The sequence below is a fragment of the Micromonospora arida genome, assembly GCF_003857035.1.
Taxonomy (GTDB): Bacteria; Actinomycetota; Actinomycetes; order Mycobacteriales; family Micromonosporaceae; genus Micromonospora; species Micromonospora arida.
Window position 1 is genome coordinate 46,033 of record NZ_QGSY01000306.1, and the last position, 12,077, is coordinate 58,109.

Annotated in this window: 9 protein-coding genes; 7 read left to right on the forward strand and 2 right to left on the reverse strand. The window is 67.0% G+C overall.

The features are described 5' to 3' along the window. The first annotated feature begins 51 nt into the window (after nucleotides 1-51). The 6 genes from DLJ58_RS30795 (at nucleotide 52) to DLJ58_RS30820 (ending at nucleotide 6,539) form a co-directional block, all read left to right on the forward strand. Entirely contained in the window at nucleotides 52-393 is a 342-nt protein-coding gene (locus tag DLJ58_RS30795) for a TadE family protein (protein WP_124861824.1), read from the forward strand. Continuing rightward, nucleotides 390-824: a TadE/TadG family type IV pilus assembly protein gene (locus tag DLJ58_RS30800; protein WP_124861826.1), complete on the forward strand. Its 435-nt coding sequence runs from the start codon at nucleotides 390-392 to the stop codon at nucleotides 822-824. The genes DLJ58_RS30795 and DLJ58_RS30800 overlap by 4 nt, the downstream gene beginning before the upstream one ends. Continuing rightward, nucleotides 821-1,243, forward strand: a complete 423-nt coding sequence (locus DLJ58_RS30805; protein WP_124861829.1) for a TadE family protein — start codon at nucleotides 821-823, stop codon at nucleotides 1,241-1,243. The genes DLJ58_RS30800 and DLJ58_RS30805 overlap by 4 nt, the downstream gene beginning before the upstream one ends. Nucleotides 1,244-1,329: 86 nt before the next feature. Continuing rightward, complete coding sequence (locus DLJ58_RS30810; protein WP_124861832.1) at nucleotides 1,330-4,695, forward strand: LysM peptidoglycan-binding domain-containing protein; 3,366 nt, start codon at nucleotides 1,330-1,332, stop codon at nucleotides 4,693-4,695. Nucleotides 4,696-4,791: 96 nt separating this feature from the next. Then, a complete protein-coding gene (locus DLJ58_RS30815; RefSeq protein WP_124861835.1) occupies nucleotides 4,792-5,172 on the forward strand; it encodes a hypothetical protein in 381 nt (126 codons plus the stop codon). Nucleotides 5,173-5,246: 74 nt separating this feature from the next. Then, a complete protein-coding gene (locus tag DLJ58_RS30820; RefSeq protein ID WP_124861838.1) occupies nucleotides 5,247-6,539 on the forward strand; it encodes a hypothetical protein in 1,293 nt (430 codons plus the stop codon). 267 nt (nucleotides 6,540-6,806) lie between these two features. Here the strand turns inward: DLJ58_RS30820 and DLJ58_RS30825 are convergent, their stop codons facing one another. After that, on the reverse strand, nucleotides 6,807-8,336 hold the full coding sequence (locus DLJ58_RS30825) for a UvrD-helicase domain-containing protein (RefSeq protein WP_124861841.1): 1,530 nt from the start codon (nucleotides 8,334-8,336) through the stop codon (nucleotides 6,807-6,809). Nucleotides 8,337-8,358: 22 nt separating this feature from the next. Next, entirely contained in the window at nucleotides 8,359-10,302 is a 1,944-nt protein-coding gene (locus DLJ58_RS30830) for an ATP-dependent nuclease (protein ID WP_124861844.1), read from the reverse strand. Nucleotides 10,303-10,960: 658 nt separating this feature from the next. On the opposite strand from DLJ58_RS30830, the gene DLJ58_RS30835 reads away from it, so the two are divergent. Continuing rightward, nucleotides 10,961-12,077: hypothetical protein (locus DLJ58_RS30835; protein ID WP_124861847.1), on the forward strand; the 1,117-nt coding region annotated here is incomplete at its 3' end.

A 12,077-nucleotide genomic window follows, 5' to 3' on the forward strand; every position in this document is an offset into this window, starting at 1 on the left:
ATCGGATGCGGGCAGACGGGCCCCTCCTTCAGCGACCGTGGCAGCTCGCCGGTGGAATTCGCCGTCATCGCCCTGCCGATGATTTTGCTGACCTTCGCGGTCGTTCAGACCGGGCTGATCTTCTTTGCCCAGTCCATCGCGCTGGGTGCCGCGACGCAGGGGGCCAGCGCCGCGCGCGGCTATCAATCTTCAGCCGCAGCGGGAGAGACGCGTGCCGCCAACTTCCTATCGGCTGCTGGGGTGGGCCTGGACAACCAGCGGGTCGTCGTTACCCGCACCGCGACCGAGGTGCAAGTCACCGTTACCGGCCAGGCGGTTACGGTGCTACCAGGGTTCCGCTGGACCATCAGCAAGTCCGCCCACGGACCTGTCGAACGGCTCACCACACCATGAGCGCCTGGTGGATCCGCGATCAGCGCGGCTCGGCGAGCATCGAGATGGCAGTGGTGGCACCGGCCATCCTGGCGTTGTTCGCCGGCGCCGTCATCGGTGGTCGGGTCAACCTCGCCCGCCAGGCGCTCGAGGCGGCGGCCTACGACGCCGCCCGCACGGCGTCCCTAGCCCGTACCGGCAGTGAAGCGAACACGCAGGCGCTGGCCGCCGCCAACTCCACCCTTGACGCCCAAGGGCTGAGCTGCACCGACCTGGACGTCACCGTTTCCACCGCAGGCTTCGGCGTTCCCGCCGGCGAACCCGCCACCGTTACCGCCACAGTTAGCTGCACCGCTACCTTCTCCGACGTCGCGCTGCCCGGGATGCCCGGTACCGTGCCGCTGGCCGCTACCTTCACCAGCCCGCTAGACACGTACCGGAGCCGGCAGTGACCACCTCCAGGCGCCGAATGCGCGTCGACGATGGTCGGATCACGATCTGGTTCGCCGTCCTCGCGCCGGCATTCCTCGCCTTGATCGGCCTCGTCGTCGACGGCGGCGCCAAGGTGCGCGCGTACCAACGGGCGGACAACATCGCCGCAGAGGCGGCCCGGGCCGGCGGTCAGGCGATCAGGGCGGGGCAGGCCATCGACGGCGGCGCCAAGGAGATCGACGCCTCGATGGCCTCCACCGCTGTCCAGGCGTACCTCGATGATCTCGACGGAGTCACAGGCACCGCCACCGTGGACGGGGCCCAACAGCTCACCGTCACAGTCACGGTTACCTACAACCCGATCCTGCTCGACCTGTTCGGCGGGGGAGCAGGCACGACGGCGACCGGTCGGGCGACCGCGACCCTGATCGCCCAGTAGCAGTCCGGAGGGGGACAACCGTGGCACGGACCGTACGGACGGCGGGTCGGGGTAGGCAGGCACTCGACGGGATCGGCGCCCTCGCCGTGGTCACGCTGATCGTCGCCCTGCCGGTTCTCCTCGTCTGGGCCGCCGGCAATCCAGTGCCCGGCGTGGTCGCGTGGTTCAGCGATCTCACCGAAGACCCGAGCGCCGCCGTCGACCAGATCTGGAATGCCATCAGCAGCCGAGACGATGGAGACCTCTTCCTGCAGACGTTGGCGTTGATCGGTTGGGTTGCCGTCGTTCTGGCCGCGTGGACCTGGGTCACCTTTCTGGTCGCCCTGGCCGTGGAGACCGTCGCCCAACTGCGTGGACGCCGCCACGGGCGTGTCCCGCGCAACACCGCCCGGATTCCGGGTGCTCGGCTGCAACAGCGTGCCGCGGCCGCACTTGTTGCCGCCATCATTGGCGCGATCGCCGCTCCGGCCCTGGCCTCGGCCTCAGTGCCCGCCAGCCCCGCCATGGCCGCACCCGAACATGCGAGCCCTGAGCAGATCGCACCGCTCAAAGCCGTACCCAAGGACGGCCCGGACGCCACCGGTTACCTCGAGCATCGCGTGGAGCGCGGCGAGAGCCTGCTCGACATCGCAGAGCGGCACAACGTGTCCTGGCAGCGCTTAGCTGAGATCAACCACGGCCTTGCGCAACTGGACGGACGGACCCTCCAACCAGGCAACACCCGGGTGTACGCCGGCTGGACACTGCGGATCCCGGTAGATGCCTTGCTGGCAGTGGCAACCACGACGCAGACGACACCAGCAGCATCGGCCGAACCACCGGTCTATGAGGTGGCGCGCGACGACTGGCTGGCTGGTGTCGCTCAACGCTTTCTCGGTGACGCCGACCGCTACGCCGAAATTGCAGCCATGAACCCGGATCTCGAACGACGTGACCATCGGTTCCCGAACCACATCGAGCGTGGCTGGCGCGTCACCCTGCCTCCGGACGCCCGCGATCGGGGACCTGCTGACCACGCTCAGGGCCAGCTCGTAGCCGGCGACCGCACCCAGCCGGCTCCGAGCGCTCCAGACGTCGACGACCAGCCGACCGTGCCTCGCGCACCGGACGATGGCGGGAACCAGCCGAATACAACTACTCCACCGGCGCCGGCCACACAAAAGCCGGAGTCCTCGGCCGCCGAACCCCCTGCCGCTACGCCAACGTCCTCGCCCACAACAGCCGCCCCATCGACCACGGCAGGGGTGACCGCAGACCCCTCGGAGCCGGACAACCGGCCCACGCAGCCGGCCGAGGACAGCGACTTCAACGAGGCGGCCGTTCTGGGATCGCTGGCCGGCGCAGGGCTGCTCTCCGCATTGTTACTCGCGACCGTGTTACGTCGCCGAGGCCGCCAGCGCCAGCATCGTAGGCCTGGCCGCCGGCTGCCTCACCCTCAAGGCGGCGCCACGGAGCGAGCCCTGCGCGTGGCCGAGCAACCGGCCGACGTCGACCGGCTCGACCTCGCCCTGCGCAGCCTCGCCGCGGCGCTGGCGGAGCGGGATCAGGCTCTGCCAGATATCGCCGCCGCCTGGATTGTCGACCGCGATGTCACGGTCGTGCTCAGCGAGCCCGGCCCGCAACCGCCCGCGTCTTGGATCGTGGATCGCAGGAACTGGACCCTGCCCGGCGATGTCATCATTCCGCCCGTCACCGAGCAGCTCGCCCCGTTGCCCACTCTCGTCGCCGTCGGATCACAGCCCGGTCGCCACCTGCTACTCGACCTCGAACGGGTTGGCAGCCTCACCATTGCTGGTGACAGCGAACGTACGCTCGCCCTGCTGCGCTACGTTGCCTGCGAGCTGGCCTGCAACACCTGGTCCGACGATGTCGAGGTTGTCGTCACCGGCTTCCCGGCGCCGGAGACCGAGCTGCTCATCGCCCTCAACCCAGATCGGGTGCGCGCGGTCTCGTCGGTCGGGGAAGCTGCGACGCGGCTTCGGCGCCGTGCCGCAGCCGTGGCAGTCGCCCTGAACGCGAGCGGGGCAGCCGACACGCTCGCCGGCCGCATATTCGACGTCGGCGAAGCCTGGGCACCTCAGGTGCTGCTGGTCGCGGACCCGGACGCAGGCGACCTCGGCGTACTCGACGAGTTGGGGAAGGAGCTGCGTGACGCCGGACGGTGCGCTGTCGCAGTGGCGAGCACCACCAAGGCCCCCACCGCCGCTGGCCCGAACACCGCCATCATCGACGACGACGGCGTGCTGCACCTCGCCCTGCCGTTCCTCCTCGTCGACGGAGCCGCAGCAGGATTACCCGTAAACGAGCTGGAACCACTCGTCGAGATCATGGCGCAGGCGCGGGCGGCCACGGACGATCCGACCCCGCCGGCCGCCGAGCCGGAACGGTGGGCGGAAGACGCGGACGCCGCCGGCTGTGTGCTCCACCTCTTCAGTACGAGCGAGCCGACCGCACCTACGACGCCCACGTCCGATGAAGCAGGGGGCCATGCGTCTACCCCGCCGGACCCCATCGTCGCCGTGCCCCGAATCGAACACGCCCGCACCGTCGCCACGGTCCCACGTCGTGAGGTCATCGCCGCGATTCGCCAGCGCCGCCGCCAAGCCGACCCGCAACTCGATGCGGACTTGCGATCCTGGCGGGAGAAGGACGGCACTCGTCCCCGTATCAGCGTCCTCGGGACGGTCGCGGTCGAGGCGCCCGGCCCGGTGCCCGATCAGCGGCGCCGCTTCCACGCGGAACTCATCGTCTACCTCGCTCAACGCGGTGCCCGCGGTGCATCCGCGGAGCAGCTCACCGACGCGCTGTGGCCCGATCAGCAGGTCAAGGACGCTAGCCGCCGGGTGGCCATCACCCGCGCCCGCCGGTGGCTGGGGGAGACTGCCGACGGCTCTGCCTGGCTGCCCGAGATGGGATCTGACCGGCTTTATCGGTTGGCACCGGGTTACCTGCTGGACTGGCACCTGTTCCGTCGGCTGCGCAGCCGCGGTGAGAGTCGTGGACCTGCCGGCGTGAAGGACCTACGAGCCGCGTTGGAGCTCGTTCAGGGCGCCCCACTCGACGGAGCCGACCGCGCGTACGCCACTGGCACCCGCAACCCCTTCACCTGGCTACCCGAATCCGACATTTATCCGGGGCACATCACCTCCGCAGTCGTGGATACCGCACACGAGCTCGCCGAGCTCTACCTTGAGGCGGGTGACCCCACGGGTGCGCGATGGGCCGTACAGCAGGCATGGCTGGCCGATCCGGAGCGTGGTGACGACGGGCCCTGGCACGACATCATCCGAGCCGCGCACATCGAGGGACACACCGCCGAGCTGCGCAACCTACTGGGGGAGCTGATGCGTACCCGAGAAGCCGAGGTGCCTGAAGACCTGACGCCGGTCACCTATGCGCTGCTGCGCGAGCTCCTGCCAGATCTGCTGTCCGCGACCAGCGGGAGTGGATAGATCGACAAGGGCGCATCCGATATGCGTCGTCTTACCGCGATACGTCAAATCACGAGGGGAGTGAACCTGATGTTGACGTCGAATCAAGCTCACGGCATGACCTATGCCGAGGCAGCAAGGGAGATCACAGCTCGACTCGCACGCGGTGTCGATGACACCGTCGCCGCAGGAGCTATGCAGCTGGCGATCGAGGCGTGGAAGAGTTTGGCTGGCACCGACCTCGCGTGGGACCGCTTTGGTCTGGAGCTGCTTGATGTACGAGCGAGGCTCTACTCGGAACACGACGACGTGGTTGTTGACGCTGGGGCGCCGATCCGCGATGACGCTGAGACCCGCCTCGCCGTGAAGACCCTGCTGGAGCAACTCGCGCGGTACCACGATCGTCTGGCCGCCGACGATCGCGATGACCTGGCTCGACGGCTCAGCCATGACGCCGGGGCCCAACAGCTACGACGCGCGGTCGCGGCCCTGGTATGACCGTCGGTCAGTGGTACAACGAGGCGCACCGAGCCTTACGTACCGCGTCTACCGCGATGGGTCGAAGCCGTGCCATGGCTGCGGCCGATATCAATGCCGCCGTGATTGCCAGGTCTGCCATCTACACGCAGTTGGCTCGAGCGACGGCGCTGCTGGTTGGCGGCCGCCCGGCAGCGGAGGTGCCAGATCGAGCCCGTGCCACGGCCATTCTGGCTAGGCATGGGCAGACCCTGACGCAGCTCTACGTTGGGCTCCAATCAGCTGCGGTCGTTGATCGGGATTACCCGCCCTCTCCTGCCGCCATGGTCACCGGGCCGGCGCGTTCGCTGCGTCGGGCTGTAGACGCGATCGGCGTGATCGGTGACATCCTCGCCAGTCACGTCCCGCCGGGACAGACACCTCGCACTCCGGAGGGGCTCGCGATTCAAGCTGGCGGTGGCGTCCAATCCGGCCTCGCCGACATCGCTCGGCTCACCTCGGCCGCGATAATGATCGACATTGCGCTGCCGGGATGGCTCGACCAACGGCGAGGCCATCTTATCGAGATCTACCGGCCGGCGGCGGAAGCCGCCAGGTGGACCGCCAGCAGCCGATTGAGCGCTGTCGCCCGTGAGTTGATTGCCTTGGGTCGTGGGCATCCCCGGCTACACGGCCTCGATGTTGCCCGGCCGCCGTTGAATCCCGCACCGGCCGTCAGCAACGCCGGTGACGCGGTCGCAGCCGTCAGCGCAGCGCGAACCTGGATGTGGCAGAACCCAAGCGAATTGACGAGCGTGCACCTGCAGCTCGGAACTCAACTCGGCCTGGCGGTGCACATCCTCTCCAGCACCGGCGACCCGGAAATGATCGGCGGCTGGCGGCAAGCAGCCATCGCGGCTGCTGACCTTCGTGCCACCCCTCCGGTCGGCCCAGCCTGCGACACTGCTGCAGAACTGACAGAGGTTCTACGCTGGCTGCGATCCCTCAGTACGGGCGACCGTGGCGAGCCGGGTGGCAGGCACCTTCCGCAGATCGCACGTCTCAACGCGGAGCTTCCGTTCATGGCGGCGACCCTTCACAAAGGGCTCTCGGCCGCCCTGCAGCGCCGTGACCTGTTCGTCAAGGACGAGGGGGTGCTGCAGCGGCCAGCTGGCTCCCTCGTCTTCCGCGCCGCGGAGCGCTGGCGTCCCGCCGTGAGAGGCGACGACGTCGTGCAGGATCTCGCCCGGGCGCTGGTGCAGCGGCAAGACGCCGATAATGATCATGCACAAGTGAGCCTTTCGGCCAGGGCGTTTCCCAACCCGCCGCGACCGCGGCCCTCGACGCCGGAGCCGTCCTGGTTGCCGGCAGATCCGTCCTCGGGGCGGGACGTTCATCGATCTCGGTGAAGTCGGACTGACGGCGATATAAGGGGCTCTATTCCTGCTTCGATCGTCGGGTTCCTGACGGGCGGCGGCTATCTGCTCTTACCGTCGGGTCCTTCCTGACCGTCGCCGCCCGACCTAGCGGCATCCGCTCTCCAGGCCCACGTCTCCGCTGGCCACGACTCCCAGCAACGCGCGACGCGGCGGGTCATGCACCTGATATTGAGTGAAGACGTTCGACTCGCCAATAGGGCGATGATGTGAACATCTTCGAGCGCTTGCTCGATGCGCCTATACGACGACGGTGAGTTCCTTACCTCGGGTCAATGCCACATACAGTCGGCGGTCCGTCTCTTGTGTCTCATCCAACCCGTGAAACAGCCGGTCGATGTCCGTGTCGTCCAGGCACACTCCGACACAACGCCACTCTCGCCCCTTTGCCTGATGGATGGTGATCCCCGGCACGGGCCGGTGGGGGTCTGACAGTATGTGCTGACGCAGTAGTGTTAGCCGTTCGGTGTGCGAGTGGTGCCGCCGCGGAAACTCCCGCTGCGACTCTGTCCCGATCGCGGCTACCAACTGATCCCACGCCCTGTTGATGCACCTCTTCTCCGCCGCCATCGAACGCACAGGCTCTTGCAGCGTGGCAACGACGTCCGAGAAGAAGGGCTCCAACCGGGTGCGGGCAGACACATCAACGATGCCCAGCTGCGTCAGCGCCTCGTCGCGAAACACTGCGGCCGCGCCGAAGGCGGTGGACGTGACGAAATCCAGCAGGAGCAGCGCAGCCGCAGCCGGCACACTGTCTGGGCTTCCAAACGACAACGGCAATATGTCGCCGCCGATGTTCCACAGTTCCTTCCACGTGGCGGCAAGCACCACGTCAAGTTCCTGCCCCGCGCGGGGTAGCACCGTTAACGGAACTTTTTCCCTCAACATCCGGGCCATGGATTGCGTCTGCGCGGTGATAAACCGGAACGACCGGGTTAACGGAAACGTGGCGAAGTCATTTGCCTCGACGAGGTTCGGCACCAGATGTGGGCCGGCGCCGCGGAACCGGTATAGCGCCTGCCACGGGTCACCGATGATCGTTGTGCTCACGCCCCGGTCTGCGGCCGAACTAACCAATGCAAGGTCCAGCGGGTTCGCGTCGAACACCTCGTCGACGATTAACGCTCGCACGGACGCGGCGATCCGGTCCGCGACTATTGCCTCCAGCTGGGGGTCGTCCAGCGCATAGGCCAACACTCGGCGAACATCGTCATGGGTGCAGACTCCATCGCCAACCGCCGCCTTGAACGGTGCCAGCAGAACGCGGGACTTGGCTTCAGTTGCCCACCATGCGGTCGTCGTGACGTCACGGCCGTCGAGCTTCAAGGAGGGCTGGTACCGGGTCCAGTTGTGCGGCAGCCGCAGCTTCCACGTGTCGATCACAGTCAGGTTGGTGTGCCCACCAGGCCAGGTAAGGTGCCCGGCGCGCAGCAGAAATGTCAACACTTCCCACAGCAGCGTGTCGATAGTGATTATCCGATGCGGCGGAGTCAGCGCTGCGAACCCCCATGCTCGGATCACCCGCTGCTGCAGCTCTTTGGTCGCCGACCGGGTGAACGAGACAGCAACGACGGCGCGGCTATCAACCGGAGTAGCGAACCGCAGCAACCCAAACCGTTGCGCCGCCACGGTCGTCTTACCCGAGCCCGGGGCCGCCTCGATGAACACGCACGCCGACTTCGCGGTGATCGCTCGCAACTGCTCGTCGGTCAGCCGACTACGGTGCCGCGGCACCACAGCAGGGTTGCCGGCCACTGCGCGGGTCGTCATCCTCAGCACCTCCCGTCAGGTTTCAGAACGGAAACTCCGGCTCGCTATGCTCCGCCATCTCACCCGGGGCAAACAGGAAGTCGAGCAGCGCTGCCATGTGCTGAGGGACATGTACCGAAGCGGGATCGGCGTCAATGCGCTCCTCAAGTAGCCCAGCGAGCGTGAGAGCGAAGTCGCCCTTGTGCTTCGCCGCCGCGCCGGCTGGGGTGCCATCGCGCCGGCTCGCGCTGCGGAAGAGAGCCGTCACCGTGGCCCGGTTTATCTCATCTGGTGCATCCACCCCGATGCCCTGCAGCGCCTCCGCGACAAGGGTCTCATTGCCCTCAGTCAACGCTGGCTCCAGCGTGGGGTGGCTGGAGAAGTACCGCACTGTGTCAGCCGGGTATTCCCTCATCCACACAGGCGGCGTCGGGCTCGCGTCCAGAGCGAGGTCGCTGTCGCCGAGGACGGCCACCCTGTCGGCGAGCTCATAGCGTTCCGTAGCGAGCAACTGCACCGGCCATTCGCCGACTTTCCAACCCATCACCACAATCGTCAGCGCTTCGGCGAACGCCGCCCGGGTTGCGTCGCTGCCGGCCCAGGCGCGAGCGAACTGGCGCAGCACCGCAGCGTCGGTGACCCCTTCGACGAGCACGAGCCGCTCGGCGAAGAGCGCCGACGACCGAGTCGCGTCCATGTGCAGCCGGGCCATTCGCAGCACCCGAGGCCGGGCAGCTATCGGTAGATTCGCCACCGGCCGGCATACATTTGAACCGTCGCGGGCGCGCCGTAGCACCACCACATCCTCTGGACGGCAGGTGGTGATGACGTCGGTGGCGTGGCTGGACAGGATCACCTGCAGCTCTGGTCGGCGTCGAACCGTGGCACGAAGATATCGGACAAGGCCGTGCTGCAGTTGCGGGTGTAGGTGTGCTTCCGGCTCCTCTATGACTACCGTGGCGTGGAAGGGCGACGCCGGGAAGAACGAGTCCTCCTGCGAATCTCTCTCCGTGCGCGCTTGCGCCAACTGCTCCTCCGGCGATGGCTCCGCGGCCGTGGACCCTTGATCCTCTCCGGGCGAGTTCGGCTGACCGGCGCTGTGCGAGTCAGGGTTAGCCTGGTCTGGCTCGACCGCGTGGTCCTCTGTGGGCTCGTCGGTACCCGCGTCCTGCGAGTCAGGGATCGCCGCAAGTGTCACAGCGATGTGCAGCAGGTTGACATATCCGAGACCCGACACTTCAAGATGGCGAGCCTCGGCGCGGTCCTGCACGGCGGAGATCATCAACTCCAGGACACGAGCAAGGTATTGGTCGTCGACAACCTGGCCGCGGATGAACGGCCACTGGTGCGCTACACCAGCACTCAACGCCGACAGGTGGGTAGTGACGCGTTGCTCAAGCAGTTGCAGCACCCCGTCACGGGCAAGCGCGTCGAGGAGCCCGGCGGCGCGGGCCCTCAGCCCTGCGAGATTTCGTGAGCCGGTTAGTCGCTGCTGCTGCGCACGAAGCAGCTCGACCAGGATGCGCGCTTCACGGCGAGCAAGCTCATCGAGCGGGTTGCGCCACGCTGGCAGGTAAATCAGGCGGACTTGTTCGAGGAGGTCAGCGTTCGTAGCTCCCACCGACAGCCGGCCGGACACTCGCCCTAAGTCCCGTGACAGAGCGTAAGTCCAGGACCCAGCGACCCCTGACGCGGCGACACCACTCTGGTCGAGCAGATGCCGACCGAGCGGACCTTCTTCGTGCGGGTCGTCGGCGTATGTGTACTCGACATCGATGCTGCGGTCGCCCGGTCCAAGGGTCGCCGACGACGGCCGCGGCAGTCGAGGGAACACGTGCCGGTGGGCGAGGGATAACGCGTCGCAGATGGTGGTCTTGCCGGCGTTGTTCGCGCCGACAAGAACCGAGAACCGACCTGGGAACAAGCACTGAAGATCCTGGTTTGCGCTGGCGCGGAATCCGTGGACCGTGATCTTGCTGAGGTGCACGCGTCCAGCCCTTCCGTAGATCCTAGGCTCCTTGACCTTGAATGAGACACCACACCACACTCACGGTGACCAGACAAGAACAGCGAAGACAGTCGAAGTTGCCATCCGCTCATCGGCCAGATCTGGAAGTTGATCACGGTGGCACAGCACACGCTCTGGCAGCCCTCACCTCGCCAATCGCGGCGGGGTCAATGCTTGCGGTCCGTCTGGGGACTGCGATGACCGTAGTAACCAACTGCGCGACGCCCTTACTCAGCCAGCGACGGTGGACGGACGCGCGGGAGGCGCAGCGGGGGCGGGTCCGGACCTGTGGCGTCTGCTGCCTCCGATGGCCATGTGCCGACTCGCTCAGCGACCGATGTATCTAGCGGCAAAGCTGCACAATTGCCACTAAGCCCGCCATCGATGGAATCCGCCCCGTCGCTCTTTGGGGTGAAGTGGCTACTGTAAGCTCGCGCCGACTCGGGGGAGGGCATTCAGTGGTGAAACTTCATGTCGAACCGCAGCTGCTGGGCAATTCTGCGCTGGGTTCGAACGAGTCTTCCGATGAGCTGCTGGGGTCAGGCGCTTGGCGCGTGGCGACAGGCATGCCTACTCACGCATGCATGGCCTGTGAGGGGTGGTCATGACTGGGACGTGGGAGAGTTGCGTCCGCGAGGTGACGCTTGCGGCGGATCCGGAGACGGTCGGGGCGTTGAGTGGAGGGTGGAGCAACCTCTCCACCTCGCTGGGTTATCTGAGGGACGCGTTGGTCGGGCGTTCGTTTGTCGGCCCGATCGCGTCAGGCGCCGAGCGCCCGCACACCGATGGTCTCCCGGGCATGCTCGCCGGCTGGAAGGGCAGCGGGGGAGACGCGTACCGGGAGCACCTGAGCGATATCGGCCGGGGCATCGAGGATCTGATCACCAACGCGAGCAACGTCAGCGGAGCGTTGTCACGCATCGAGGGTGACGTCCGTAAAGCGGTCGCGAGCATCCCGGTGCCGCTGGGGGACGGCTTTGGTATCAACGAGTGGAGCCTGCCCAACGGTGGGGAACTCGATGGCGCTCAGGACGGCGAGAGCGCCTCAGCCTTTCTGTCCGCGTTGCGCAAGGACTACCAGAGCGACCCGTCGTCGTACGCCGATGGTGCGTTCCGTGAGAAGGCCGACGACCTGGAGGCGACCATGAAGGTCGACGGCCAGGCCAACGACAACAAGCGGGGCGGCTTCTGGGACACCAGTTCCCACTTGAACAACTGGTACAGCGACAACCAGCGGGTGGCCAACAGCGCTGCCGCTCCACTGAGCAAGGCGATAGAGGTCGAGCGGCCGCGACTCGTCCTGCCAGGGGCGAACGATGTCACGGGTCACGACAATTACCGTCCTCGAACTCCTCCAGCCGGTTACACCCCCAGCGAATTGGATGGCGGCTCCGCTGCTGGCAGCGCCGGCTCCGGTAGCGGCTCGGGTCTCGGTGGCGGCTCCGGTCTCGATAGCACGGGCATCAGCGGTAGCACCTCCTACGGCGATAGCAACTCCGCCGCCGTGGTGCCCTCCACCGTTGGTAGCAGTAGCGGCCTCCTTGGCGGCATTGCAGGCTCGTACACCACAACCTCACCGCCCACCGGCGGCCCCGGAACCGAGCTCGACCTCGGCGCCACCAGCCTGGCCGGCGCCGGTGGTCCGACCACCGTGGGCGGCGGCAACAGCGGTTCGGCGAGCTTGGGGCTTGGCAGCCAGAGCCCGCTCGGCGTTGGAGCTGGGCTCGGGCTGGGTTCGCCGAGCGGGCTCTGGC

Excerpts from the sequence above, each read along its gene's own strand:
- DLJ58_RS30815 (WP_124861835.1), top strand. The coding sequence starts at position 4,792 with ATGACCTATGCCGAGGCAGCAAGGGAGATCACAGCTCGACTCGCACGC.
- DLJ58_RS30825 (WP_124861841.1), bottom strand. The coding sequence starts at position 8,336 with ATGACGACCCGCGCAGTGGCCGGCAACCCTGCTGTGGTGCCGCGGCAC.
- DLJ58_RS30800 (WP_124861826.1), top strand. The coding sequence starts at position 390 with ATGAGCGCCTGGTGGATCCGCGATCAGCGCGGCTCGGCGAGCATCGAG.
- DLJ58_RS30820 (WP_124861838.1), top strand. The coding sequence starts at position 5,247 with ATGGCTGCGGCCGATATCAATGCCGCCGTGATTGCCAGGTCTGCCATC.